Origin of the sequence: Qipengyuania flava, assembly GCF_019448255.1 — a bacterium.
In the GTDB taxonomy this organism is placed as follows: domain Bacteria; phylum Pseudomonadota; class Alphaproteobacteria; order Sphingomonadales; family Sphingomonadaceae; genus Qipengyuania; species Qipengyuania flava_A.
In genome coordinates this window covers 1,120,395-1,145,984 of record NZ_CP080410.1, presented here as the reverse complement: position 1 = coordinate 1,145,984, position 25,590 = coordinate 1,120,395, and the positions used below count along the sequence as shown (strand labels likewise).

The following is a 25,590-nucleotide window of genomic DNA, read 5'->3' as shown; positions in this document are numbered from 1 at the left end:
GCCGGGCCGTCCCGGCCTGTTTCGTAAGCATTGGAGTACGCCTCGGCGCCCCTGAGCGCCTTGATGCAGATCAATCTCGTGAATTGCCGGCCAATTATCGATTGCCGCGAGGCCGCGCGGAAACCAGCTGAGCGCTCACCCGCCCGCGTGGTAGAAGTCGTAAATTTGCTGCGCCACGCCCTCGCTGATGCCGGGCGCGCGTTTCAAATCGTCGAGCGCAGCCGCCCTGACCTTCCCCGCCGTCCCGAAATGCAGCAGCAGCGCGCGTTTGCGGGCCGGGCCGATGCCCGGGATCTCGTCGAGCGGGGAAGCCGTGATCGCCCGGCTGCGCTTGGCGCGGTGCGCGCCGATGACATAGCGGTGCACTTCGTCGCGCAGGGTCTGGAGATAGAACAAGAGCGGCGAATTGACCGGCAGCGTCTTCTCGCGCCCGTCGGGGAAATGGAACACCTCGCGCCCCTCGCGCCCGTGGTGCGGGCCCTTGGCGATGGCGATCAGCGGCACGTGCTCGATCCCCATCTCCTCCAGCGTATCGCGCACCGAGGACATCTGCCCCTTGCCGCCATCGATCAGGACGAGGTCGGGCCACACGGTTTCGTGGCTGTTGGCCTTGCCGGTTTCGCCATCAGGGTTTTCGGCCAGGTTGCGGAACCGGCGTTCCATCACCTCGCGCATCATCCCGAAATCGTCGTTGGTCTGCGCGCTCTTGATGTTGAACTTGCGGTACTGGCCCTTTTCGAAGCCTTCGGGGCTGGCGACGACCATCGCGCCCACCGCCTTGGCCCCCTGGATGTGACTGTTGTCATAAACCTCGATCCGCTGAGGCACCTCATCGAGCTCGAGGAATTCCGCCAGCTCACGCAGGATCTTCGCCTTGGTGCCGCTTTCAGCCAGCCGCCGGTCGAGCGCCTCGACCGCGTTGCGCTGGGCCTGTTCCATCAGCTTGCGCCGATCGCCGCGCTGGGGGATCGAGATGGCAACCGCGTGGCCCGCCTTTTCGGCCAGCGCCTCGGCGACCAGCTCCTGTTCCGGCAGTTCTCGGTCGACAAGGATCGTGCGCGGCGGGGGCACCTCCTCGTAAAATTGCAGCAGCACGTTGGAGAGCACCTCGGCTTTTTCGAGGTCACCCGTGTTGCGCGGGTAGAAGGTGCGGTGGCCCCAGTTCTGGCCGCCGCGGATGAAGAAGGCCTGCACGCCCACCTGCCCGCCCTTGGCGGCAAGCGCGAAGACATCGGCGTCACCCACACCGGCCGCATTGATCGCCTGGCTGCCCTGGATGAAGGTCGCCGCGCGCAGGCGGTCGCGCAAGATCGCCGCGGTTTCGAAATCGAGATCCTCGGCCGCCTTCGCCATCTGCTTTTCGAGGTCCTGCTGGACCGCGCTCGACTTGCCGCCGAGAAAGTCCTTTGCCTCGCGCACCAGGCTTTCGTAGCCTGCCTCGTCGATCCGCCCGACGCAGGGGGCGCTGCAGCGCTTGATCTGGTAAAGCAGGCAGGGCCGGTCGCGGTTGTTGAAGAAGCTATCGGTGCAGCTCCTCAGCAAGAACAGTTTCTGCAGCGCGTTCAGCGTCTTGTTGACCGAACCGGCGCTGGCGAAGGGGCCGTAGTAATTGCCCTTGGCCTTGCGCGCGCCGCGGTGCTTCTGGATGCGCGGATAGGCATGATCGGCGCGCAGCAGGATGAAGGGGAAGCTCTTGTCGTCGCGCAGCAGCACGTTGAACGGCGGGCGGTAGCGCTTGATCAGCTGCGCTTCCAAAAGCAGCGCCTCGGCCTCGGAGTTCGTCACGACGATCTCCATCGCGCGGCACTGGCTGACCATGCGCTGGAGGCGGTTCGAAAGGCCCTTCACCTGCGTGTAATTCGCCACGCGCGCCTTCAGGCTACGCGCCTTGCCGACATAAAGTACGTCGCCGCGGGTATCGAGCATCCGATAGACGCCGGGGCGCGGTTTCAGCGTCTTCACCGTCTCGCGGATGGTCCTGATACCGGTTTCCAGATCGGGCTGCGCGCTGGCCACGACTTTGGTGGCGCGTTCCTCGTTGAAACGCTCCTTGCCTCTCGGATCGTGGGGAGAACCGGCTTTCGTCCGCGTCATGGGGCAGCAGATAGGCGGTAGCGGACCATTTCACAATCGCGGCGCTTGCCAAGCCCTCGTCATGCTGTATTGCTACACAAATACACTAACGAGGAACGACTATGCAGGCCAGCGCCGCCATCCATCCGATGGAAGAGAAATCGTCCGCCAACTGGTGGGTCGTGCTTGAGGTACTCGCCTTTACCGCACTTGCTTTCGGGTCGCGGCTGGTATTTGCCGAGATTGCCTGGGCGTACTCCGGGCCGATGTCGCTCCTTCTGACGCTGGTGGTGCTGACGCTCTACATGCGCGCCCGCGGCGTGACCTGGCGCGACATGGGCCTCATCCGTTTGCCAGGGTGGAAGGCGAAGGCGCTGGTCCTGCCGAAGGCGCTTGTGCCCTTCGCGCTGTTCGCTTGCGTCGTCGCGCTCGTGCTCTTCGTCGGAGAGCCCATGGGCCTGACCCGCGGCGACACCTCCGGGGTCGAGGCGCGCTTCGGCAGCGTCGAGGGCAATCTCACCATGCTGCTCGTGTGGCTCGCCATCGTCTGGACCAGCGCGGCCTTTGGCGAGGAAATGTTCTTCCGCGGCTACATGGTCACCCGCCTTGCCGACGGACTTGCGGGCGTGCCTGGCCGGCTCGCAATCGCCGTGCTGCTGCCCGCGCTAATCTTCGGCTACGGGCACTATTATTACCAGGGCCTCTTCGGGCTGGTGATGACCGGGCTGATCGGCCTCGCCCTCGGCATTTCCTTCCTACTGCTGAAGCGCAATTTGTGGCCGCTGGTGCTGGTCCACGGGATGATCGACACGATCAATTTCGTCGCGCTCTATCTCGGCGAGACCTGAGCCTTCCACAAGCGCGCTTGCGTGCCCGCGCGATTGCGGGCACCTCCCGTGCATGGACGGGACCAAACTCGCACCGCCGCGCACAGTCGGCTTCTGGGGCACCTCGCTCTTTCCGCTGAACGGCATGATCGGCGCAGGGATTTTTGCCCTGCCCGCCGTGCTGGTGGCGGCGGTTGGCAATTTCGCGCCGTGGATGATGCTGATCGGCGGGATCCTCTTCCTGCCGCTGGCGCTGTGCTACGCATGGATGGCGAGCCGGTTCGAGCATAGCGGCGGCTCGGTGCTCTATGGCGAGGCCGCGTTCGGGCGCTTCGTCGGCTTCCAGGCGGGCTGGGCGCGCTACGCAAGTGCCATCGTGACGGCGGCGGCGAACATGCACGTGATGGTCGCCTATCTCGCCGCGGTCTTCCCGTGGCTGGGCGAGCCGGGCGTGACGCCGATCGCGGCCGGCATCGGGCTGGCCTTCATCACCATCATCAACCTCTACGGCATGCGCGCCTCGGTCGGCACCCTGGGCTTCATGACCGCGATCAAGCTGATCCCGCTCGGCCTGCTGGTTATCTCGGCCCTGTTCGCAGGCGACGGCATGGGCGCAGTCACCCTGCCCGAATTCAGCGCGGTCGAGACCGTTATCCTCCTCACCTTCTATGCCTTCATCGGCTTCGAAGGCGTGGTCGAGGCGGCGGGCGAGTTCAAGAACCCCAAGCGCGACGTACCGCTCTCCATCGTCACCATGGTGAGCGGTGTGACGCTGCTCTACATGGCGATCATCTGGGCCTTCATCGCTATCGGGCCCGAGTTCGCGGGCGAGAACAACGCGCTGGCCGGTGTTGCGGGCGCATCGATGGGCCAGATCGGCTCACTCGCCATCGTGATCGCGGCGAGCTTTTCCATTGGTGCGAACAACTTCGCAAGCGGCGTCGCCCAGCCCCGGCTGATGTACGGCATGGCCGAGCGCGGCATGCTCCCGCGCTGGTTCGAATACGTCCACCCGAAGTTCCTGACGCCCTTCAACGCGATCCTGTTCTACGGCGTGGTCGCGATCCTGTTCGGCCTGTGGGAGGGCTTCGAGGTGCTAGCCGTCGCTGGCACGCTGGTGCGGCTCGTCACCTACATCATCACCAGCAGCGCCCTGCCCGTGCTCGAGTACCGCGAGGGGCGCATCGTGCCGCTGCACCTGGCCTGCGTGATCTTCGCGATCGGCAGCTCGCTTTTCATCGCGGCGCAGGCGCAGGCCCAGTCGTGGATGGTGCTCGGCGGCTTCGTCGCGACGGGCACGCTGCTGTTCTTCGTGGCTGCGCGCCAGAAGCCCGAATACCCGCTCGACGAGGCCTGACGGGGCCCGTTTCTTCAGGCGTTGGTCGCGCCGCCGAAACGGCTTGGCGAAAAACGCCCCGGCAGTTGCGCGAGTAACATCCTCTAATCAGGGACGTTAACCATTCTTGTTAACGAATGTCAGCCGGCACCTTCGGCTGCGCGGCGAACTTCTACAATAATCGCAACGGCTTGAAGGCCACACTTTCCGTCATCGAGTCGAGAAGAGTTAAGAAAATCCGCCGATTCCGGCGGCGTACGGTCGCGCCCGCATTCTGTTGCAAATCAGGAGACCGAATGATGTCCGCTCACGAGCACCATGGCATGAAACCCCTCGAAGGCATGGACGCCTTTTGCAAGCGCGCCCACTATTCCGACACCGACCAGAGAGACGATCGTTTCGGGCGTCTGTTCGGCACATTGCCGCCCGCCTATACGCCCAAGGGAACGCTGGAAGCGATCGGGCGCAAGGGCGGCCCGATGGACGGAGGATCAGGCAGCGACCGGACCGACAGCGTACCTGTTGGCATGGTGTTCTTCGGCCAGTTCCTCGATCATGACATCACGCTGGACGCCAGCACCACCTTCGACAGCGTGGTCGACAACCCGGGGGAGATCGCAAATGTGCGCACCCCGCAACTCGACCTCGACTGCATCTACGGGGTCGGCCCGGAGGCGCAGCCCTACCTGTTCAGCCAGACCGGACCCTTCGCGGGCGCGAAGCTGCTGACCGGGGCCGATAATCCGAACCAGGCCGGGGAGCGCGACAACGACTTGCTGCGCAGCCCCAACGGCCGCGCGATCATCGGAGATCCGCGCAATGACGAGAACCGGGTCATCAGCCAGATCCAGCTGGCGATCATCCGCTTCCACAATCACGTCTGCGACGTGCTGCACGCCGAAGAGGGATACGAAGGGGCCGAGCTCTACGAACACGCCCGCCAGGAAACCACCTGGCATTACCAATGGGGCGTCGTGAACGATTTCCTCGCTGTCATGTGCGGCAAGCCCCTGGTCAACCGCATCCTCGGCTGCGGGCGCAGCCACTATTGCGCGCAGGTGCCCTTCATCCCGATCGAATTCTCGGTCGCAGCCTACCGCTTCGGGCATTCGATGATCCCGATGAAAGTGCAGGTCCAGAAGGGCAAGCCGGCGCTGGAGCTGTTCGGCACCATTCTGGGCCGGGGCTTCGATGCCCTCACCGATCCGAAGGGCGTCGTTGACTGGCACGAGTTGCTCTTCACGCCTGAAAATCGCCAGGTGGAACGCGCGCAGAAGCTGGACCTCACCATGGCAGGCGACCTGCTCGACCTGCCGTTCATCACCAACGCCGAGAGCTCGCTTGCCACACGCAACCTGCTGCGCGGCAACACCTTCTTGCTCCCCGGCGGAGAAAAGGTGGCGGCCGCGATCGGCTGCGACCAGGCGACGATCGACAAGGTCGTCGCCCGCATCGTTTCTCTTGGCGAAGGGATTGGGAGCTACGGGATCCCGTTGTGGCTCTACATCCTCGCCGAGGCCGAGGTGATCGGACGCGAGGAGGAGAACGGCAGCACCAAGGAAGGCGAAGGCCTCGGCCCTGTGGGAGCGACGATCGTCGCCGAAACCCTGATCGGATTGCTGGAGCTGGATGATCACTCCTATCTCGGCAGCAACCGCAACTGGGCTCCCCGCCCTGAGTGGGACACGCTTGGCAAGCTCGTCACCGCGGCCCAGCCCTAACGAGGGTTTGCGCGCCGCGCCAAGGCGTCTAGGGCGCATCGCATGGAGCACAGCTACGATGCGATCGTCCTGGGCGCTGGGGCCGCGGGCCTCATGTGTGCGGCCCGCGCGGGCCAGCGGGGCAAGCGCGTGGTGGTGCTCGAACGAGCCGAAAAGCCGGGCAAGAAGATCCTGATATCGGGCGGCGGGCGGTGCAATTTCACCAATATCGGTGCGGGGCCTGCGAACTACCTGTCGAGCAATCCGCACTTCGCCAAGTCGGCGCTGGCGCGGTACACGTCGCGCGATTTTCTCGAACTCGTCGAAAGCTACGGCATTGCCTGGCACGAGAAGACGCTCGGCCAGCTGTTCTGCGATGGCTCCGCCAAGCAGATCGTCGCCATGCTGCTGGAGGAATGCGCGAAGGGCGATGTGACCCTACGTTGCGGCGAGGAGATCGCCTCGGTCGAACATGGCGAGGGTTTCACCGTCACCACGCAGACCGGCACCTACAGCGCGCCCGCGCTGGTGATAGCCACCGGAGGCCCCTCGATCCCCAAGATGGGCGCGACCGGCTTTGCCTATGACCTCGCGCGCCAGTTCGGCCTCAAGGTTGTGGAGCCGCGCCCGGCCCTTGTCCCGCTGACGCTAGGCGGAGAGGAAGTGCTGTTCCGCGATATCTCCGGCGTGTCGGCGCCAGTGGTGGCGAAAGCGGGCAAGGCCGCCTTTCCCGAAGCGGCGCTTTTCACGCACCGCGGCCTGTCGGGTCCGGCCATCCTCCAGGCCAGTTCCTACTGGCGCCCGGGCGAGCCTCTGCTGGTCGATTTCCTGCCCGATGAGACCGCCGAATGGCTGCTCGACGCCAAGCGGGGATCCCCGCGAACGGCCATCAAATCGCTGCTTCGTGACCGTCTTCCGGCGCGCCTCGCCGATATTCTTGCGGAAAAACTCGGTCTCGACGGCGATCTAGGCAGCCTTCCCGACAAGAAATTGCGCGCAGGCGGCGAGCGGCTCAAGCGCTGGGAATTCCGTCCCAACGGCACCGAAGGTTTTGCCAAGGCAGAAGTCACCGTAGGCGGTATCGCCACCGCGGAGCTGTCCTCCAAGACCATGGAAGCAAAGCGAATTCCCGGCCTTTGCGCCATTGGCGAGGCCGTCGATGTGACCGGCTGGCTGGGCGGCTACAACTTCCAGTGGGCCTGGGCCAGCGGGGTCGCGGCGGGCGACGCTCTCTAGGCGACCTCCCTATAGGGAAGGCGTTTACGGGGACGGCAAGTTGACGCGAAACTGTCACCTGTTAGCGTCTGCAGCATACGGACCGGCAAAAGCCGGCCGTTTCCCGATCAACGGGACACAGGAGGATGGATGCAGCAGCTCCAGGGCATGGATGCGAGTTTTGTCGCGCTCGAGACGCGCAACTCGCCGATGCACATCGGGTCGATCCTGATCTACAACCCTGCGACTGCGCCGGGCGGTTTCGTCCGCTTCAAGGATATCCTAGCCTTCTTCGAAAGCCGCCTGCAGCTTTCCACCACCATGCGCCAGCGCCTGGTGCGCGTGCCCTTCGACCTCGATTATCCCTACTGGATCGAGGACCCCGATTTCGATCTTGAATACCACGTGCGCCACGTCGCCCTGCCCGCTCCGGGCGATTGGCGGCAGCTGTGCATCCAGGCCGCGCGCATCTTCGCGCGCCCGCTCGACCTCGACCGACCGCCCTGGGAATTCACCGTGGTCGAGGGTCTCGACAATGTCGAAGGGCTGCCCAAGGGCTGCTATGCCTACATAACCAAGGTCCACCACGCCGCCATCGACGGGATGAGCGGAATCGACCTTATGGAAGCGACCCACACGCTGCGGCCCGACGAACCGCCGCCGCCCGGTCCGGACGAATGGAAGCCGGAAAAGGTCCCCAACCCAGTCGAGCTGCTCGGCAAGAGCTATTTCAACGCGATCACCAATCCATTGAAGCAGCTCGAAGTCGCGGCCAAGGCTGCACCGGGGCTGGCCAAGGCGCTCAAGGGACTGGCAGCCAAGGATTTCGACGTCTCGAGCGAAATGATCGCGCCGAAGACGCGCTTCAACAAGAAGATCAGCCCGCACCGCGTGGTCGAAGGCGTGAGCGTGCCGCTTTCCGACATCAAGGCGATCCGCACCGCGCACGAAGGCGCCAAGGTCAACGACGTCTTCCTAACGATCATCGGCGGGGCCATGCGCCGCTACCTTGAAAGCAAGAACGAGCTCCCGAAGAAAACGCTTACCGCGATGGCGCCGATTTCGGTCCGCTCGAAGGACGAGAAGAACGCGATGGGGAACCAGGTGGCCGCGATGATCGCGCCGCTTGGCACCCATATCGAAGATCCGATCGAGCGCCTTGCCTATGTCAACGACCGGACGACCAATTCCAAGGCCATGACCGACGCGATGGGCGCGCGCAACATGACCGAGATGAGCAAGGTCAGCCCGGCGCTGTGGATGAGCCTCGGCGCGCAGCTCTACACCCGCCTCAGCCTCGCCAACCGCGGGGTCGGCCCGATTTTCAGCACCGTGGTCACCAATGTGCCCGGACCGCCCGTACCAATCTATTCCGCCGGCGCGCGGATGGAGAGCATGATGGGCTTGCTGTGCCTGACCGACGGCCTGGGCCTTGGTCACGTGGTGCAGAGCTACACCAAGGAAGCCACCATCGCCTTCACCGCCGACCGCGAGATGATGGACGATCCCGAATTCTACGCTCAGTGCATCCGCGACAGCTTCGAGGAAGTCCGCGATGCCGCTACGGACGCGGTTGCCCCGGCACCCAAAAAAGCTGCACCCAAAAAGGCGGCGCCCAAGAAGGCCGCCGCTCCCACCAAGGCCCGAAAGCCCGCCGCCAAGAAGCGGGCCGCGCCGAAGAAAAAGCCTTCCGAACCCGCAAAAGGAGGCACCAAGACCTCCACCCGGCGTTCGAAGCCCAAGGCTGCCCAACCCCTGAAAGGTCCGACCAAAGCATGACGACAACCGCAATCGAAGCCCGCCCGCCCAGCCGCCTGCTCACGCTGGCCGAACCGGGACGGGCCATGGGCGAACTGGCGAGCTTCTACGCGCTGCGCCCGCTGCTGTCGGGCCTGCCCCGCGGCGATGGTCACGGCGTCCTCGTGCTGCCAGGCTTCATGGCCTCCGACTACTCGACCGCGCCGCTGCGCTCGCTGCTGTCGGACTTGGGTTATGAAGCCGCCGGCTGGAACCTGGGCCGCAACGTGCGCGTCGACAACGCCCGGATCGAGGCGATGATGGGCTGCGTGGAGGAGCTGCACGAGCGCACCGGCCGCACAATCTCGATCGTCGGCTGGAGCCTTGGCGGCGTTTTCGCCCGCGAGCTCGCCAAGATGGCACCGGAAAAGGTTCGCAGCGTCATCAGCCTCGGTTCGCCCATCAGCGATGACCGCAACCACACCAACGCGCGCCGCCTGTTCGAATATCTGAACGGCGAAGAGCCCGAGCCGATGCAGGGCGGGAATTTTCGCAAGCTTGCCGAAGCGCCGCCGGTGCCCACCACCTCGATCCTCACCCGGACCGACGGTGTCGTCCATTGGCGCGGATCGGTGCAATGCGGCGACCGCGAGGATTGCGAGAACATCGAAGTGCATGCCAGCCACTGCGGCCTCGGCGTCAACCCGGCGGCGATCTACGCAATTGCCGACAGGCTGGCGCAGGACGAAGGCGCGTGGAAGCCGTTCCGCGCAACCGGGCTCGCCGCGCTGCTGTTCCCGCAGCGGGCGCTGCACTGAGCGCCTAGAACATCTTCCTCAGATCGATGCCGATGTAGCGGCCGACCGGGTCGATACGGCGCGGATCGTAGGCGTCGGGCACGGCGCCGGTTGCATCGACCACCCGGCGCTGCCCGTCGAACACGTTGTCGAGCACGAAGGCGACGCGGAAGCCTTTGAGGAAGCCTTCGTTGCGGTCGAGCACCTGCCCGAGATTGGCAAAGACGCGGATATCGAAGGTTACGAGGTCGCCGAAGAACAGGTCGCTCGATCCCGGTACGCCGCTGCCGCGAAGGACAGCTTCGCCCAGATAGCGGCCCGACAGGCGCACACCGTATCCGTCCATGAACAGCCCCGCTTCAAGCCGCGTGCTGTGCTTGGGGATGGCGCCGCTGCCGATCACGAATCCGTCGAGCTGGTCGAACACCGGTCCGCCCGCTGACAGCACAACTTCATTCTCGAGCGCGATCGTGTGGTTGAGGTTGAGGAAATAGCGGCCACCCCCGCCCCCGCGGCGGGCAAAGGGGTTCATCATCGGCGGTCCGCCGCTGCCTGCACCGGGACGAGCGCCTTGCTGGGGAGCGCCCGCACCACCATCCGAACACATGCGCGCGCGGGCCTGGGCCAGCCGCTCCTGGTCGATCTCGCCATCTTCGCCCCTCAGGCGTGCCTGCATCGGCGGCGGCAATTGGTCGATCTGCGGCGGGTTCGCGCACAGCGCAGCGCGCATGGCCGCCCGGCGATCCTCGTTCGGTGCGCCGTCTGCGCTGCACAGCCGCTGGCGGGCCGCCGCAATGCGTTCGGGATCCGGATTGCCATTCTCATCGACCAGCCGCGCACGCATGCGCTCGGGCAGGCCGGAGATATCGGGCGTGTTGGTCGTCGAAGCAGAGCAGAACTGCTCGCGCATGCGGGCGAAGCGTTCGGGATCGAAGCCCTGCCCGCCCGCGCCGCCGGGCCTCCCGCCGCGCGCCTGTTCGCCGCCACGGCTGCCGCCACCAAGACGGCCGCGCGTCGACAAGCCGAAGCTGAGCGTGCGGCTGCGCGTTTCGAAAAGGGTCACCGGTCGCTGATCGATGGCGAGCAGATTGCCGGCCCCGTCGCGCGACACACGGCCAGGGAACGCCTGCTCGAACGCCGAAGTGAAGGCAGGCGACGACAGCGTCACATCGCGCGAGCGGTTGATCGCGTAATCGGTCTGGAGCCGCGCGCCGTCCCAAAAGGGCAACTCCCAATTGGCACCGAACTTCCAGTCCGACTGCGTTTCGCGCACCAGCGCCGGATTGCCGCCGCTGACGACCGTTGCGAGCACGTCTTGCCCGCTGGCGAAATCGAAGACGGGAACGTTGAAGCGGTCGACCCGCGGTGCGCCCAGCGCGCTGAGGCCCGGCGCCACTTCGCGCCAGATGCGGGTGGCCTGCAAGTTGAGGCTTTCAAACGGCGACCAGTTGAGGCCCAGCGTCCAGTCCTGCAGCGTCCCGAAGTCGGAAAGGTGGTTGATGCCCGCCTGCCCGGTGATGGACAGATCGCCAACCGCCTCGAGAAAGCCAGTACGTCGGCTGGTGAGCGGGACCACGATGTTGACGCCTGCGGACAGGTCGCCGCGGGTCAGGTCCGTCGGCACCAGCGTGCGCGTGTCCTCGCTCTCGATGCGGCGCCAGTCGTAGCCGAAATCGAAGGTCGTCGCGATTTCACCGGCCGGGATTTCCAAGGCAATGCCGCGGACGGTGGCAAGGCTGGTTGCGTTCCACACGGTCGAACGCGCGGTGTCGAAGCCGCTCGCGGCGTTGCGGTCGATCTCGGTGCGGGTCCTGGTCCGTCCGCCATCGAAGGTTGCGGTTAGGCGGAAGTCGCCCAGCGGGCGGGTGTAGCTTGCCGCCGTTGTCAGCGCGTCGGTGCGCTGGCGCCGCTCGATCGGCTCGGTGATGCCGCCGATGCTCCGCAGGCCCGACAGGTCTAGCTCTTCAGAGCGGGTACCGGTCACATTTAGGCTGATCGACGAACCGCTGTCGATGAAGGCCTTGGCGTAGTTGGCTGTCGCTTCCACTTCGTAACTGTCGGAGACGAGGCTGCGGAACGGCGCTTCGTCGGCTACGCCGGGGATTGCCGAGGGCTGCGAGAGGCCACGCTCGTCTTCGGTCAGCAGGCTGACGTCTTCAACGTCGAGGTTGAGGTTGATCCGCGCCCCATCCTGGATCGAGAGGTAGCCCACCTCCTGCTCGTTGCGCCAATAGCCGCCGCGCGAGGGGCTCTCCGCTTCCACTTCCAGCGTGAGCGAGCCGAAGCTTTCCTTGAGCACGATGTTGACGACGCGCTGGTCGGGCGAAAACCCGAAGCGCTGCGCCACCTCTTCTGCAAAGACCTCGACCTTGGCGACGCTTTCCGGTGGGTAGCGGAAGAATTCGCGGAAGCTCGACACGCGGATGCCGTTGATGAGGAAGATCGGCCGCCCGCCGCCGCGCCCGCCGCGCGCGCTGCCGGTCGCGGGTTCGATCGCGGCGATAATGTCGGAGATGGAGCTGCCACCGAAGGCCGCAATGTCTTCCTCGTCATACTCCGCGATCGGCGGCTGGTCGACGATCAGCTGCCCGCGGATACGCTGGCCGGAGACGACGATCGTGCCGGGGCTGGAGAGGATCTCCTCCTGCTCTTCAGGGGATAGCTCGGGCGTTTGCGCGCTCTCCTGGGCGAGGAGCGCGTTGCTCCAGCCGAGCGCCAGCAGGGAGGATGCGAAAAGGGGCAGGGATTTCAACGCAAGTGCCTTTCGTACTGGCCAGTCTGGTCAGCCCCCTCCGACGAAGACCGTTGCAGGCTAAAAACACCGGCGACAAGGCAGGTTCCCGTATCGGATTGTCGCAGATCAGGCGCGCATGGCGGTTCATCGAAGGACGCGCGCACCGCCAAGGCTTCCCTTTTTGCCCCTTCGCCGCTAAAGGCCGCCGCTCTTACTGCATCAGCAAACGGACACGATAGACTACATGGCGAAAGAAGAACTTCTCGAAATGCGCGGCAAGGTGGTGGAATTGCTGCCTAATGCGATGTTCCGCGTCGAGCTCGAGAACGGCCATGAAGTGCTCGGCCACACCGCCGGCAAGATGCGCAAGAACCGCATTCGCGTGCTCGTCGGTGACGAAGTCCTTTGCGAACTGACGCCTTACGACCTGACCAAGGCGCGCATCACCTACCGCTTCATGCCCGGCCGCGGCGGCCCCGGCCAGGGCCCCGGTCCGCAGTAAGCCTTCGTGGGCCAGCCCACTCTCATTCTAGCATCGGCAAGTCCCCGCAGGCGCGAGCTGATTGCGCGCCTGGGCCTCACGCCGGCTGCCATCAATCCGGCCGATATCGACGAGACTCCGCACAAGGGCGAGCTGCCCCGCGAGTACGCCAAGCGCATGGCCCGCGAAAAGGCAGAAGCCGCGGCGAGCGCTGACGGCCATGTGCTGGCGGGCGACACGGTGGTCGCCGCCGGACGCCGCATCCTGCCGAAAGCCGAAGACGAAGCGACGGCGCGCAAGTGCCTCGAACTGCTGTCAGGCCGCCGCCACCGGGTTCTCTCCGCAATCGCCCTGCGCGCGCCCGACGGCACGCTGCGCGAGCGGCTGAGCGAGACGGTGGTGATCTTCAAGCGCCTCTCCGCGGACGAGATCGACGCCTACATCGCCAGCGGCGAATGGGACGGCAAGGCGGGCGGCTACGCCATTCAGGGCATTGCCGAAGGGCTAATCAGCCGCATTCAGGGCAGCCATTCGGGCGTGGTCGGCCTGCCGCTCTACGAAACGCGCGCGCTGCTCAAGGCAGCCGGGTTCGACATTGCCTGAATGGCTGATCGAAGAGGGCATCGGCGAGCGCCGCGCCCTGCTTGTCGACAAGGACGAAGTGCTGGCCGCGAAACTGCGCTGGGACGGCGAAATGGCCGCTGGCGACGCTTTCGAAGGAAAGCTGCTCCGCAAGACCGGTACGCGCGGACTGGCGCTTCACCCAACGGGGCGCGAGGTGCTGGTCGACAAACTCCCCCGCGATGCGAGCGAGGGCGCTTCCTACCCTTTCACCATTACCCGCGCCGCCATGACCGAGCGTGGGCGGTTCAAGCTTCCTTCTGCCCGCCCGTCGGATGCAGCGAACCAGCCGGTCGATACTCCTTTCGCCAGTGGCAAGACCCTGCGCCACTTTCCTTCAGGCGAATGGGAAGATGTCTGGCACGCGGCATCTTCGGGCGAGGTAGCCTTCGATGGCGGTTCGCTGCTGTTCGCGGTCACGCCTGCAATGACGCTGATCGATATCGACGGCGCCCTGCCTCCGCGCGAACTGGCGCTGGCCGCCGTGCCTTCGATCGCGCGCTGGCTGCCGCTGTTTGACCTGGGCGGTTCCATCGGGATCGACTTCCCGACCCTGCAGACGAAGGCCGACCGCAAGTCCGTTGACGAAGCGCTTGAGGAAGCCCTTGCCGATTTCCCGCACGAGCGCACCGCAATGAACGGCTTCGGCTTCGTGCAGATTATCGCGCGGCTGGAAGGCCCCTCCCTGCTCCACCGCTTTGCCACGTCGCGCGTCGGCATGGCCACGCGCATGGCGCTGCGCCGGGGCGAAATGGTCGAGGGACCGGGCGTGACGCTGCTGACCGTGCACCCTGCGCTCAAGGCCAAGCTCAAGCCGGAATGGCTTGCCGAACTCGAACGGCGCACCGCGCGTCAGGTGCGGATAGAGACCGATCCGGGCCTTGCGATCGAGGCGGCCACCGCCCAGATCGTAGCCCATGACTAAGCCTGCCAAGCCCTGCCCCATCTGCAAGAAACCGCGCAGCGAAGAGCACACGCCCTTCTGTTCCAGCCGCTGCCGCGACCGTGATCTTTCGCAGTGGTTCGGCGATGGCTATGCCGTGCCCGGACGCCCTGCGCTGCCCGAGGAAATCGCGGCCGAGGTTACCGGGGGCAAAGAAGACTAATTACCCCTTGCCAAGGCCCGCCAGCTTCGCCATAGGGCCGCTCTCACCGCTCGCGGGGCTGGTTCAGCCCCTTCGCCGAAGCAGTGTGCCCGGGTAGCTCAGTGGTAGAGCAGACGATTGAAAATCGTCGTGTCGGTGGTTCGACTCCGCCCCTGGGCACCACTTCGCTACCCGAGCGATCCCAGACAGTGAGATACCATGCCCACGCTGCGATCCAGCGCGTCCAGATCGCGCGGGCGGGTCAGCCGCACGACGTGGCAGCCAGCGACGATTCGCGCTGCCAGGACGGCCTGCTCGTTCCACCGCCCCATCTCGCCGAGCGCTTCGGGCCGGTAGATCGTGCCTTTCAGGACCGCCGCCACCGCCTCGGCGCCGCGCAGCGGTTCGATCCGGTGAGTCTCGCCGGTTTCCAACACTACGATCAGGTCGAGCGCGCAGGCGGAAGCAAGGTCCGGGCTTTCCGGCACTGAGCAGTGGAACTTGTCTTCGCGGCGCCAGTCGCGGTGCAGTACGCGCTCGCGCCAGCCGAAATGGTCGACCGCCTCGCCCCACAGCTTGAGCCGCTGCGAAGACGGATAGAGGAGCGGGCCGGACGCATGCGGCTCGACCCGGCTGAGATCGTCGGCGACCAGATCAGCGCCGGCATCGACCATCGCAGCGCCCATAGTGCTTTTGCCCTCGCCCGCATCGCCGCAGAACAGCGCCGTGCGCCCGTGCAGCTTCGCGGCGCTGCCGTGCCACATGGCGTGTCCGCGCTGGTATCCCAGCATCCCCCAGGCGCTTCCAAGCGTGAAGAGGCGCAGTTCTTGCGCGTCGGCGCCTTGCCGGGGCGTCAGCGTGATGGACTGCCCGGCTTCGATGGTCCAGCCGCCGACCTCCTCGACCCCGAACCGGACCCGCTCGTCCTCTACCAGCAGCCGATCGCCGATATCGGGAAAGGGCGCATCCGGGGTGACCGATATGCGCACATCCGCCTCGTCATCCGCTTCGCGGGCGAATGCGGCCCATTCCGGCAGCTCGATCTGGGAGGCCACGAGAAGGCCCGAATGGCGGTAGGTGAACATCCCTGCGGCATGGCGAATGCCGACGTGCGGGGCAACCGCTCGCACACCTGCGCTCCGATTGCTTTCGCGAGGCGGCTTCTGTATGGGACGCGGGCACGCCCCGGACGGTGCAATCGCCAGCCGATTGTCTCGCCGGGGCGGCTAGCTTTTACGCGCGAAGGAACACGTCCATGGCACGTCGCCGCCAGATCTACGAAGGCAAGGCCAAGATCCTCTATGAAGGCCCCGAACCGGGCACGATCATCCAGTATTTCAAGGATGACGCGACCGCCTTCAACGCCGAGAAAAAAGGCACGATCAACGGCAAGGGCGTGATCAACAACCGCATCAGCGAGTATGTGTTCACCCGCCTTTCGCACATCGGCATCCCGACGCACTTCATCCGCCGCCTCAACATGCGCGAGCAATTGGTGCGCCAGGTCGAAATCGTGCCGCTGGAAGTGGTCGTGCGGAACGTGGCCGCCGGCACGCTGTCGAAGCGCCTCGGTATCGAGGAAGGCGAACTGCTGCCGCACACGCTGATCGAATATTGCCTCAAGGACGATTCGCTGGGCGACCCCAAGGTCTCGGAAGAGGAAATCGCCTGCTTCAACTGGTGCAGCCATGAAGAGCTGCAGGACATGTCGAGCATGGCGATCCGCATCAACGACTTCCTGTGCGGCATGTTCAGCGCGATCGATATCCGCCTGATTGACTTCAAGCTGGAATTCGGCCGCATTTGGGATGGCGATTACAGCCGCGTGATCCTGGCCGACGAGATCAGCCCGGACGGCTGCCGCCTGTGGGACATCAACACCGGCGAGAAGCTCGACAAGGACCGCTTCCGCCGCGACCTTGGCGGCGAGAGCGAAGCCTATCAGGAAGTCGCGCGCCGTCTCGGCCTGCTGCAGGGCGACGACAATGGGCCCGGTGAAGTGCTCGACATGAACGCGCATCGCGGCCGCCTGCGAACACCGCCCAAGCCCAAGAAGTAAGCCCGCGGAGCGCTACCCGGCGTAGCTTCATGCCGTTAACGGGCAGCGCCACGCCGCCTGCCGATTAGCACGCCGCGCGCCCTTGGCAGGGCGTCAGGCGATCCATAGGGTGCAAGCCATGGCTGCACCCTCGTTTCGCCGCGTCCTCGCGGCGCTCCCGCTTCTTGCCCTGTCGATGCCCCTTCACGCCCAGGATACCCCCGTCGCGACCGAGGGTGTGCAGCAGCAGGATGTCACTGGCTGGGGTCATCCCGTGTACGACATCGCTCCTGACGCCGCCGTGCGTTTCGGCATGCTCGAAAACGGGCTGCGCTACGCCATCCTTGCCAACGACACGCCCAAGGACACAGCCTCCGTCCGCCTGGGTTTCGATGTGGGCTGGATCGACGAGCGCGACGACGAGCTGGGCCTTGCCCACATGCTCGAACACATGGCCTTCAATGGCTCGCGCAACGTGCCGGAGGGCGAGATGGTCAAGCTGCTGGAGCGGCTCGGCCTGGCGTTCGGGGCCGACACCAACGCCTCGACCGGCTTCGAGGACACGATCTACAAGCTCGACCTGCCGCGCACGGATGAGAAGCTTGTCGACACGGCCCTGATGCTGATGCGCGAAACAGCGAGCGAGCTGACCATTGCCGATGACGCCGTCGACCGTGAACGCGGGATCATCCAGTCGGAAACGCGCGCGCGCAACACCTTCCCGATCCGCCGTTTCAAGCACTATTTCCAGTTCGTTGCGCCGCAGACCCGCTACGCCCAGCGGTTCCGCGCTGATGGCACCGATGCCATCATCGACACCGCTCCCGGCCAGACCCTGCGCGACCTCTACCGCCGGTTCTACCGGCCCGACAACGCCGTGCTGGTGGTGGTTGGCGCGCTCGATCCCGATACGGTCGAGGAGAAGATCCGCTCGCGCTTTTCAAGCTGGTCTGCGCCCTCGCAGCCGCGCACCGAAATCGCCAAAGGCACGCTCGACCTCCAACGCGGGCCGGATGCGGCCAATTTCGTCGATCCCGATGTCCAGTACGTCGTCGTGATCGACCGTTTCGCGCCCTACGCCATTCGCCGCCCGAACGTTGCGGATTCCGAACAGTCGCGCCTGGTCGCGCTCGGCACCGCCATCCTCAACCGCCGCCTGCAACGCATTGCCAACGCCGAGGATGCGCCGATCATCAGCGGGCGTGCCTCGTCCTCCGATTTCTTCGACATTCAGCGCAGCGCGCAGGTGCAGATGCAGGCGCGCGAAGGCGAATGGGAGCGCGCGCTGGAGGTAGGCGAAACCGAATGGCGCCGCGCGGTCGAACACGGCTTTACCGAAGCCGAGCTTGCCGAACAGATCGCCAATTTCGAACAGCGCGCGCGCGATGCGGCGAGCCAGCAGGATACCCGCCGCAACCGCGCGCTTGCCGATGGCCTCCTGGGGACGGCCCGGCGCGAGCGGCTCTTCGTGACGCCGCAGACAGGCTACGAGCTGTTCCTGGCGCACAAGCCGCAGATCACGGCAGCAGCCGTGTCGCAGGCCTTTGCGGAGCATTTCGCGCTTTCCGATCCGCTGATCCATGTCTCCACCAAGGAAGCGATCCCCGAGGCGCGGGAGACTATCCTGACCGCCTGGCGCGCGGCGGCCGCCAGGCCGGTCGAACCGCCCGAGGATGCGAGTGGCCTCGCCTTCGCCTACGCCGATTTCGGGGAGCCCGGCACCATTGCCGAGGATGGGCGGATCGAAGATCTGGGCATTCGCACCATCCGCTTTTCGAACAACGTCCGCCTGAACCTCAAGCCGACCGATTTCGAAACCGGGCGGTTGCGCTTTTCGATCCGGGTCGGTTCGGGACTGCTTGCCCTCCCCGACGAGGCGATGGCGGAAGGCATCTTCCTGTCCTCTGTCGGCGCGCTCGGCGGATTGGGGCAGCACAGCTATGATGAATTGCGGCAGATCTTCGCGGGCCGCCGGGTGCGCTACGGCTTTGCCGCGCGCGGCACGTCCTTTGGCCTGCGCAACAGCAGCACCATGGCCGACATTGCGCTGCAGATGCGGGTCAGCGCCGCCTATTTCAGCGATCCGGGGCTGCGCGCCGAAATGCTCACCCGCTGGCAGGCGATCCTGCCGCCCTACATTGCCCAGCTCGACGCCACGCCGCAGGCTGTGGCCGGAGCCGAGGTCGCGCGCATCGTCGCCAACGGCAACCCGCGCTTCGGCATTCCATCCGAAGAGGAACTCGGATCGGTCACCTTGGACAGCGCCCGCGCGGCGATTGCCGAACAATTTGCCAGCGCGCCCATCGAGATCGCCGTCGTCGGCGATTTCGACAGCGATGCGGTGATTGCGGCGGTTGCGGAAACCTTCGGCGCGCTCCCCGATCGGGCGGCCACGCTGGAGAGCTGGGAAGAGGCCCGCGTCGCCCGTTTTGCGGAGAGCCGCGAGGAACGGGTGCTGACCCACGCAGGGTCACCCGACCAGGCGCTCGCCATGACCTACTGGCCCACCAGCGATGATGACGATGCGCAGGAAGAGGCGACGATGCAGCTGCTCGCCATCGCCATGCGCCTCGAAATGCTGCAGCGCATCCGCGAAGAGCTTGGCGCATCATATTCCCCCGGTGCAAGCTCGCGCATGTCCGATATCTATCGCGATTTCGGGACCTTCTCGACATCGGTCATCGTCGCTCCGGGCGAAGCGGACACGGTCTTCGAGGTGGTCGAGGAGATAGCGCGGGATTTCCGTACGCAGCCGATTGACCAGGACCTGCTCGACCGCGCGCGTACCCCGCTGCTCGAACGCGTTGCGCTCAACCGTCGCGAGAACAGCTGGTGGCTCAGCGTCCTCGACGAGGCCCAGCTGCGCGGTGAACGGCTCGACAGGGTGCGCAGCTACGAAGACCGGGTGCGCGCGGTCACGCCCGATATGCTGCAGGAAGCGGCCCGCCGCTACCTGCGGCCGGAAGAAGCGCTGCGCATCCGTGTTCTCCACGAGAGCCTTGCGCCCACCCCATGAAAAAGGGCCGGGAGGATCGCTCCTCCCGGCCCCAATTCGCTAGGCTGTTGCAGCGCGATCAGTAGTTGATGCGCGCCGAGATGCCGAACACGCGCGGATCGTTCACGAAGGCGGTGTTGTTGTTGAAGTCGATGCCGCCCTTCACATTGTCCGCATTGGTGATGTTGCGGACGAAGGCAGCAACCTCGAACAGACCGCTGGTGTCGGCGTAACCGATACGCAGGCCGCCTTCGATCTGGTTGTTCGCGTTGAACTCGAGGCTTTCGTAGAGGAAGAAGTTGGTCTTCCCCTGGTAGGCCCAGTCGGTGAAGAAGAAGACTTCACCCGAGTTGCTGACCGGGAAGGCGTAACGCGCGGTCACGTCGGCGATCCACTTGGGCGCGTTGGGGAACGGGTTGCCGTCCACCAGTGCGCGGGTGTTGCCCGACAGGACGACGGTCGGATCGGTGACGGTGCACTGGGCGCAGATACCCACGGCCAGCGTGCTGTCCTGGATCTTGGTGTCGTTGTACGAAAGACCAGCGGTGATCAGGAAGTCCGGGGTGACCTGGAACGCGCTGTCAAGTTCGAAGCCAAAGCCGCGACCCTTGTTGGCGTTGACCAGCTGCACCAGGTTGCCGGCACCACCCACGGCCGAGAACTGCGGGTCCTCGATCGTGTAGTAGTAGATCGCACCGTTGAGACGCACGCGGCGATCAGCAAGCTCCGACTTGAAGCCGGCTTCGTAGCTCATGATCTTTTCCGAGGTGGCGATCGACGGCGCAGCGCCGAAGGCCACGTCGCGGCCCTGGATGGTCGGCGCGCGGAAGCCGTTGGCGATGCGCGCGTAGACGCTGGCGTCGTCGCTCACGTCGAGGAAGGCCGACACGTCCCAGCTCAGGCGGTCATCCTGGACAGCGCGGAACTGCGGCGCCGGGCCCGAAATGAACGAGGGCGAGACGACGATGAACTGCTTCTCGTCGTCGGTCCAGCGCAGGCCGCCGGTCAGCTTCAGGACATCGCTTGCCTGCACGCTGACCTGGCCGAAGACCGCCCAGGCGTCGTTGGTGTGGCGCACGGTGACGGACGGCGGGAAGGTGAAGCCGACCGTGGTGACGTCGAAGTCGCTTTCGAAGACGAACATGCCGACCTGCCAGTCGACGACGCCGCCCGGGTTCGAGGCGAGGCGGACTTCATGGGTGAACTGGTCGAGATCGATCGAGTCCTGCGTGTCCGAGGGGAACGGAATGAAGCCCGGACCCATGACCGGCAGGAAGCTGGCGCCGAAGCCGCCGTCGATGTCGCCGCGGCTCGAACCGTCGCTTTCGGCCCATGCGGTGACGCTGGTGAGCGTTGCGAAATCGGCTTCGTAGTCGACCCGAAGGCTGGCAATCAGCGCGTTGTATTCGGCCACGTTGCCGCCACCTGCGTCATAGAAGACGGTGTCGCGGTCGTAATTGGCGTTGAGGTCGTTGTTGCCCGGGCCAAGGATGTTGGCGCGGAACGGGGTCGAGGTGCCGTCGAGATCGCGGAAGGCGAGCGTGCCGAGAACCGAGAGGCGGTCATCCGGCGTGATCAGCAGCTGCGCACGGCCGGCGAATTCGTCATAGCCGCCGATGGCATCGTCCTGGCCGGTGAAGCCGTTGTCGATCCAGTTATCGCGGTGCTGGTAGAGGCCCGAAACGCGCAGCGAGGCAACGCCGGGTGCGATCGGAACGGTGACGCCGCCATCCATCGACAGCGAATTGAAGCTGCCGAAGCTGACCGAATACTGGGCTTCAAAGTCGTCGCCCGGCTTCACCGTGTCGATCTTGACGATACCGGCCGGCGTGTTGCGGCCGAACAGCGTGCCCTGCGGACCGCGCAGGACTTCGATGCGTTCGATGTCGAAGATCGGGAACGACTTGAGCGTCACATTCTCGAGCACGACGTCGTCCATCACCACCGAAACCGGCTGCGAAGCGGCGAGGTCGAAGTCGGTGTTGCCAAGGCCGCGGATGTAGAAACGCGGGGCAGCACGGCCGTTCGAACTTTCGACGAACAGGCCCGGGACGCGGGCAGCGAGCGCGGTCACTTCGGCACCGGCGTCGAAGATCGTCTTCACGGTGCTGGCGTCGAGGGTAGCCGCCGAGACGGCGACGTCCTGGAGGTTCTCTTCGCGGCGGTTGGCCGTGACGATGATGGTGTTGAGCTGGCCCTCGGTGGCTTCGGGCGCCGCATCGGCGTCCTGCGCAAAGGCGGGCTGCGCCGCGATGGCGGCGACGGCGAGAGTGCTGGCGCCGAGGAAACGGGCAGCGGTCGAGCGAATAGTCATGATGGAGAGAGTTCCTGCTTGAGCACGCCGGGAGAAAATCGGGGGAGATCGGCGGGCATTTGGAGGGAGACAGCCTTGCTGGCTGATGCTGCCCTATAGCAGGTTGCGCGATGAAATGGACTTTCGCGGCGCATCACAAGGCACTTTCGTGACACATGTTGCAACCGCGCTACAGCGCGTGACTCCATTGTCACGATAGCGCCCATCCCCAAAGGAGCGCATCGCAGCGCTTGAATGCGCAGTCGTGCTGCGCCATAGGCGCGCCAACACGAAAGGCCCTGCTCGCATGAAGATCCGCGTCCATGTTTCGCTCAAGCCCGGCGTTCTCGATCCGCAGGGCCGCGCTGTCCACCACGCCCTGGAAGGCCTCGGCTTCGATGGGGTCGACGATGTCCGTGTGGGCCGCCTGATCGAACTCGACGTCGCCGACAGCACGGACGACGCAGCGCTTACCGACATGTGCGAGAAGCTGCTCGCCAACACGGTGATCGAAAACTACCGCATCGAGAAGGTCGCCTGATGGCTTTCCGCGCCGCCGTCATCACCTTCCCCGGTTCCAATTGCGACCGCGACATGGCGGTTGCAATCGAACAGGTGTCGGGCACGGCCCCGATCCGCGTCTGGCATGGTGACGCACACCTGCCCGAAGATCTCGACTTCATCGCCCTGCCGGGCGGCTTCTCCTACGGCGATTACCTGCGTTCGGGCGCGATGGCCGCAAACAGCCCGATCATGCAGAGCGTCAAGCGCCGCGCGGAAAAGGGCGTGCCGGTCCTCGGCGTATGCAATGGCTTCCAGGTCCTGACCGAAGCGGGCCTCCTGCCTGGTGCGCTGATGCGCAACGCCAGCCAGAATTTCATCTGCCGCACCGTGGCGTTGTCGGTCGAGAACACCCAATCGCTGTTCACTGCGGGCTACGATGCGGGATCGACGATCCACATCCCGGTTGCGCACCACGATGGCAACTACTTCGCCGATGACGAGACGCTGGACCGGCTCGAAGGCGAAGGCCGCGTGGCATTTCGCTACACCGAACCGTGCAACGGATCGCGCCGCGATATTGCCGGCGTGCTCAACGCTCAGGGCAATGTGCTCGGCATGATGCCCCACCCCGAGCGCGCGGTCGACGCGGCGCACGGGGGAACCGACGGTCGTGCGCTGTTCGAAAGTGCCGTCCGTTCGCTCGTGAAGGCCTGATCAGGCGCTCTTGAGACTGGCTTCAGCCGTCTTGCGAGCAAAAATCCGGCGAGCGTCCTTCGACGGCATCGGGCGACCGAAATGGAAGCCCTGGATTTTGGTGCAGCCGAATTCGCGGATCATCTTCGCTTCTTCGTCGTTCTCGACGCCTTCGGCCGTGGTCGTCATGTCAAGGCTCTCGGCCATGGCGACGACGGCACGGATGATGGCGATCGATTCGGGGCTCTGCTGCGCGGCCCCCTGCACGAACAGGCGGTCGACCTTGATGGTCGAGAACTTCATCTGGCGCAGGTAGCCGAGCGAGGAATAGCCGGTACCGAAATCGTCCAGTGCGATCGAGCAGCCGAGCGCCATGCACTGCTCCAGCGCCTTGCGGGCAATGCCCGCGTCGCGCACGAAGATGCTCTCGGTCACCTCGATTTCGAGGCGCTTGGGATCGAGCCCGCTGTGCGAAAGGGCGCGCACCACCGTGGCGGCGAAGTCCGGCTCCAGCAGCTGTTCGGGCGACACGTTGACGTTGACCTTCACATCCTCCGGCCAATGCGTGGCCGCCTCGCGGCAGGCCTCCTGCATGACCCAGGTGCCGATCGGCACGATGAGGCGCGTGTCTTCGGCAAGCGGGATGAATTTGCCCGGGCTGACGAAGCCGTGCTCTTCGCTGTTCCAGCGGATCAGCGCTTCGAAACTGACGATCTCTTCGCTGTTGGCGTCCACGACCGGCTGGTAGTGGAGCAGCAGCTCGTTCTTCTCGAGCGCGTTGCGCAGCGAATGCTCCAGCTGGCGCTTCTCTTCTGCGTTCGCGTGCAGCGAGGGTTCGTACTCGCAATGGACGCCGCCGCCGTCATCCTTGGCGCGGTAGAGTGCAAGGTCGGCGTTGCGCAGCAGCTCTTCGACCGTGCGGCCATCGCGCGGTCCAAGTGCGGAGCCGACGCTGGCGCCGACATAGAGCACCTGGTTCTCGATTTCATAGGGCTCGGAAAGGCGCTGGATGATGGCCCGCGAGAGACGTTCGATCCTGCCGCGCTCCGAAGCGTCGCGAATGACCACGGCGAATTCGTCTCCGCCGAGACGTCCGCAGACCTCGCCGTCCTGGATCAGCCCCTTCAGGCGCAGCGCCACTTCCGCGAGCATCTGGTCGCCGACGAGGTGGCCGAGCGAATCGTTGATCGCCTTGAAGCGGTCGAGGTCGATCATCAGGAAAGCACACCGTGAACGCCATTCCGCAGCGTATCCCAGCGCTTCGCCGAGCGCCTCATTGAGCATCCGGCGGTTCGGTAGCTGGGTCAGCGTGTCGTAGCGGGCGAGGTATTCGATCTTCTCCGACGATTCGCGCTGTTCGGTTACGTCGGAGCCGACTCCGCGGAAGCCCTGGTACGTGCCAAGGTCGTCGACGATCGGCGTTCCGGAAAGCTCCCACCAGCGATCCTGTCCCTCGATCGAAACCTTGACCGAAAGATTGGAGAAATTCTCCTTGCGCTTCAGCTTGTCGGCAAGCTCATGCAGGCTTGGCGGAAACTGGCCAGTCTTCCAGCCATTGCCCGAAATGAGCTGCAGGAAGGACTGGCCCTCGATCTGCGCAGGCTCCTTGCCGAGCGCGAAGGCAAAGCGCGGCGACACGGCGTGAAGGCGGCGGCGGGTATCGATCTGCCAAAGCCAGTCGGCCTGGCCTTCCTCGAATTCGCGCAGCAGCATCGAGACGACTTCGCTTTTCTCCTGCATGGCCGATTCGGCGAGGCGGGCTGCGACGGCGACCCGGGCGCTTTCGATCACGCCGAAGCTAGCCAGCAAGGTCGAAAGAATGACCACAACTGCCAGCGAAAACTGGAAGGTGATGAGGCTGGCGACCAAGCCGCCGATACCGGCCGCGAGGGTGAAAGTGATCGAGCTCAACGGCGCGCTGAACCGACTCGCAGTCGTGGCCAGGATAAGCATGGCCGCAACCGCCCAAACAATATCGGTGGTATGCCCGTCGGCAAGGAAAGCGCAAGCCACCATACCGACCGCCCAGACGACGCCCTTCGCTGCCGTTGTCCGGGCATGCGCCTTCATTTCCTGGGTGGATATGTTCCGGCTGTCGGCATCGGCGAGCTGGATATCGGCGCGAGCGGAGTACACGACCGCCGCCACCAGCGCGATGCCCCAGGACGCTAGCAGCGTCGAAGGAACGCTGCCGTAGAGCGTCGCTGCGATCAGGACGAAGCCCACCAGATGCATGGCGACTCGCACTTTCACACGTTCCTTCAGGAGCGCGTATTGCTGGCCATGGACAAGCGCCCAATCGCTGCCCTCGGGCGTTTCCAGCCCGATGACTTGCCCAATCGGCAAACTGGCCGCTCTGGCCTGCTGTTTGGTTTTCTGCTCGCTCACACTGTTACGGTTAACCGGAAAATCTTATCTCCCGGTAAAGGCCGCAGGATGCGCGTTTAAAAGAATGGCGCCT

General features: G+C 65.1%; 19 protein-coding genes and 1 tRNA gene. 15 read left to right on the top strand and 5 right to left on the bottom strand.

Going from position 1 to position 25,590, the window contains the following annotated elements:
* Positions 1-135: 135 nt before the first annotated feature.
* On the bottom strand, positions 136-2,094 hold the full coding sequence (gene uvrC / locus KUV82_RS05585) for an excinuclease ABC subunit UvrC (RefSeq protein WP_219955891.1): 1,959 nt from the start codon (positions 2,092-2,094) through the stop codon (positions 136-138).
* Positions 2,095-2,195: 101 nt separating this feature from the next.
* On the opposite strand from uvrC, the gene KUV82_RS05580 reads away from it, so the two are divergent.
* The 6 genes from KUV82_RS05580 to KUV82_RS05555 all read left to right on the top strand — a co-directional run bounded on the left by KUV82_RS05580 (position 2,196) and on the right by KUV82_RS05555 (position 9,706).
* Positions 2,196-2,921: a CPBP family intramembrane glutamic endopeptidase gene (locus KUV82_RS05580; protein ID WP_219955890.1), complete on the top strand. Its 726-nt coding sequence runs from the start codon at positions 2,196-2,198 to the stop codon at positions 2,919-2,921.
* A gap of 52 nt (positions 2,922-2,973) precedes the next feature.
* Positions 2,974-4,257, top strand: a complete 1,284-nt coding sequence (locus KUV82_RS05575) for an APC family permease (RefSeq protein WP_219955889.1) — start codon at positions 2,974-2,976, stop codon at positions 4,255-4,257.
* Positions 4,258-4,559: 302 nt separating this feature from the next.
* A complete protein-coding gene (locus KUV82_RS05570; RefSeq protein WP_219955888.1) occupies positions 4,560-5,957 on the top strand; it encodes a peroxidase family protein in 1,398 nt (465 codons plus the stop codon).
* Between the two features lie 42 nt (positions 5,958-5,999).
* Positions 6,000-7,172 (top strand): NAD(P)/FAD-dependent oxidoreductase, encoded by a 1,173-nt coding sequence (locus KUV82_RS05565; RefSeq protein WP_219955887.1) that lies wholly within the window; start codon positions 6,000-6,002, stop codon positions 7,170-7,172.
* Between the two features lie 129 nt (positions 7,173-7,301).
* A complete protein-coding gene (locus KUV82_RS05560; RefSeq protein WP_258319859.1) occupies positions 7,302-8,930 on the top strand; it encodes a WS/DGAT/MGAT family O-acyltransferase in 1,629 nt (542 codons plus the stop codon).
* Positions 8,927-9,706 (top strand): esterase/lipase family protein, encoded by a 780-nt coding sequence (locus tag KUV82_RS05555; protein ID WP_219955886.1) that lies wholly within the window; start codon positions 8,927-8,929, stop codon positions 9,704-9,706. Before KUV82_RS05560 ends, KUV82_RS05555 begins: the two co-directional genes overlap by 4 nt.
* A gap of 4 nt (positions 9,707-9,710) precedes the next feature.
* On the opposite strand, the gene KUV82_RS05550 is transcribed toward KUV82_RS05555, so the two are convergent.
* Entirely contained in the window at positions 9,711-12,437 is a 2,727-nt protein-coding gene (locus KUV82_RS05550; RefSeq protein WP_219955885.1) for a hypothetical protein, read from the bottom strand.
* 226 nt (positions 12,438-12,663) lie between these two features.
* Here KUV82_RS05550 and infA point away from each other — a divergent pair, with 226 nt between their 5' ends.
* From infA to KUV82_RS05525, 5 genes are all read left to right on the top strand, one after another.
* Complete coding sequence (gene infA, locus KUV82_RS05545; RefSeq protein ID WP_011413465.1) at positions 12,664-12,921, top strand: translation initiation factor IF-1; 258 nt, start codon at positions 12,664-12,666, stop codon at positions 12,919-12,921.
* A 6-nt stretch (positions 12,922-12,927) separates the two neighbouring features.
* A complete protein-coding gene (locus KUV82_RS05540; RefSeq protein ID WP_219955884.1) occupies positions 12,928-13,503 on the top strand; it encodes a Maf family protein in 576 nt (191 codons plus the stop codon).
* Positions 13,496-14,446 carry a ribonuclease E/G gene (locus tag KUV82_RS05535; protein ID WP_219955883.1) on the top strand — a complete coding sequence of 317 codons (951 nt, stop codon included), beginning with the start codon at positions 13,496-13,498 and terminating at the stop codon, positions 14,444-14,446. Before KUV82_RS05540 ends, KUV82_RS05535 begins: the two co-directional genes overlap by 8 nt.
* Positions 14,439-14,627, top strand: a complete 189-nt coding sequence (yacG, locus tag KUV82_RS05530) for a DNA gyrase inhibitor YacG (protein WP_219955882.1) — start codon at positions 14,439-14,441, stop codon at positions 14,625-14,627. Before KUV82_RS05535 ends, yacG begins: the two co-directional genes overlap by 8 nt.
* Positions 14,628-14,714: 87 nt before the next feature.
* A tRNA-Phe gene (locus KUV82_RS05525) sits at positions 14,715-14,789 on the top strand.
* A 5-nt stretch (positions 14,790-14,794) separates the two neighbouring features.
* Here the strand turns inward: KUV82_RS05525 and KUV82_RS05520 are convergent.
* Positions 14,795-15,736, bottom strand: coding sequence for a hypothetical protein (locus KUV82_RS05520; RefSeq protein WP_219955881.1), 942 nt, complete (start codon positions 15,734-15,736; stop codon positions 14,795-14,797).
* A 125-nt stretch (positions 15,737-15,861) separates the two neighbouring features.
* Between KUV82_RS05520 and purC the strand changes: the two genes are divergently transcribed.
* Together purC and KUV82_RS05510 are read left to right on the top strand one after the other, a co-directional pair.
* Entirely contained in the window at positions 15,862-16,665 is an 804-nt protein-coding gene (purC, locus tag KUV82_RS05515; RefSeq protein WP_219955880.1) for a phosphoribosylaminoimidazolesuccinocarboxamide synthase, read from the top strand.
* Between the two features lie 118 nt (positions 16,666-16,783).
* Positions 16,784-19,660 carry a M16 family metallopeptidase gene (locus KUV82_RS05510; RefSeq protein WP_219955879.1) on the top strand — a complete coding sequence of 959 codons (2,877 nt, stop codon included), beginning with the start codon at positions 16,784-16,786 and terminating at the stop codon, positions 19,658-19,660.
* A gap of 58 nt (positions 19,661-19,718) precedes the next feature.
* Here the strand turns inward: KUV82_RS05510 and KUV82_RS05505 are convergent, their stop codons facing one another.
* Positions 19,719-21,953, bottom strand: a complete 2,235-nt coding sequence (locus KUV82_RS05505) for a TonB-dependent receptor (protein WP_219955878.1) — start codon at positions 21,951-21,953, stop codon at positions 19,719-19,721.
* Between the two features lie 286 nt (positions 21,954-22,239).
* Between KUV82_RS05505 and purS the strand changes: the two genes are divergently transcribed.
* Together purS and purQ are read left to right on the top strand one after the other, a co-directional pair.
* Positions 22,240-22,473 carry a phosphoribosylformylglycinamidine synthase subunit PurS gene (gene purS / locus KUV82_RS05500; protein WP_219955877.1) on the top strand — a complete coding sequence of 78 codons (234 nt, stop codon included), beginning with the start codon at positions 22,240-22,242 and terminating at the stop codon, positions 22,471-22,473.
* Positions 22,473-23,150: a phosphoribosylformylglycinamidine synthase subunit PurQ gene (purQ, locus tag KUV82_RS05495; protein ID WP_219955876.1), complete on the top strand. Its 678-nt coding sequence runs from the start codon at positions 22,473-22,475 to the stop codon at positions 23,148-23,150. The genes purS and purQ overlap by 1 nt, the downstream gene beginning before the upstream one ends.
* On the opposite strand, the gene KUV82_RS05490 is transcribed toward purQ, so the two are convergent.
* The gene (locus KUV82_RS05490) at positions 23,151-25,469 is read right to left on the bottom strand and encodes a putative bifunctional diguanylate cyclase/phosphodiesterase (RefSeq protein ID WP_219956225.1); all 2,319 of its coding nucleotides are present in this window, start codon (positions 25,467-25,469) and stop codon (positions 23,151-23,153) included. It lies immediately after the preceding gene.
* Positions 25,470-25,590 lie beyond the last annotated feature (121 nt).

Coding starts and splice junctions, on each gene's coding strand:
- uvrC (WP_219955891.1), bottom strand. CDS start 2,094: ATGACGCGGACGAAAGCCGGTTCTCCCCACGATCCGAGAGGCAAGGAG.
- KUV82_RS05580 (WP_219955890.1), top strand. CDS start 2,196: ATGCAGGCCAGCGCCGCCATCCATCCGATGGAAGAGAAATCGTCCGCC.
- KUV82_RS05575 (WP_219955889.1), top strand. CDS start 2,974: ATGGACGGGACCAAACTCGCACCGCCGCGCACAGTCGGCTTCTGGGGC.
- KUV82_RS05570 (WP_219955888.1), top strand. CDS start 4,560: ATGAAACCCCTCGAAGGCATGGACGCCTTTTGCAAGCGCGCCCACTAT.
- KUV82_RS05565 (WP_219955887.1), top strand. CDS start 6,000: ATGGAGCACAGCTACGATGCGATCGTCCTGGGCGCTGGGGCCGCGGGC.
- KUV82_RS05560 (WP_258319859.1), top strand. CDS start 7,302: ATGCAGCAGCTCCAGGGCATGGATGCGAGTTTTGTCGCGCTCGAGACG.
- KUV82_RS05555 (WP_219955886.1), top strand. CDS start 8,927: ATGACGACAACCGCAATCGAAGCCCGCCCGCCCAGCCGCCTGCTCACG.
- infA (WP_011413465.1), top strand. CDS start 12,664: ATGGCGAAAGAAGAACTTCTCGAAATGCGCGGCAAGGTGGTGGAATTG.
- yacG (WP_219955882.1), top strand. CDS start 14,439: ATGACTAAGCCTGCCAAGCCCTGCCCCATCTGCAAGAAACCGCGCAGC.
- purC (WP_219955880.1), top strand. CDS start 15,862: ATGGCACGTCGCCGCCAGATCTACGAAGGCAAGGCCAAGATCCTCTAT.
- KUV82_RS05510 (WP_219955879.1), top strand. CDS start 16,784: ATGGCTGCACCCTCGTTTCGCCGCGTCCTCGCGGCGCTCCCGCTTCTT.
- KUV82_RS05505 (WP_219955878.1), bottom strand. CDS start 21,953: ATGACTATTCGCTCGACCGCTGCCCGTTTCCTCGGCGCCAGCACTCTC.
- purS (WP_219955877.1), top strand. CDS start 22,240: ATGAAGATCCGCGTCCATGTTTCGCTCAAGCCCGGCGTTCTCGATCCG.
- purQ (WP_219955876.1), top strand. CDS start 22,473: ATGGCTTTCCGCGCCGCCGTCATCACCTTCCCCGGTTCCAATTGCGAC.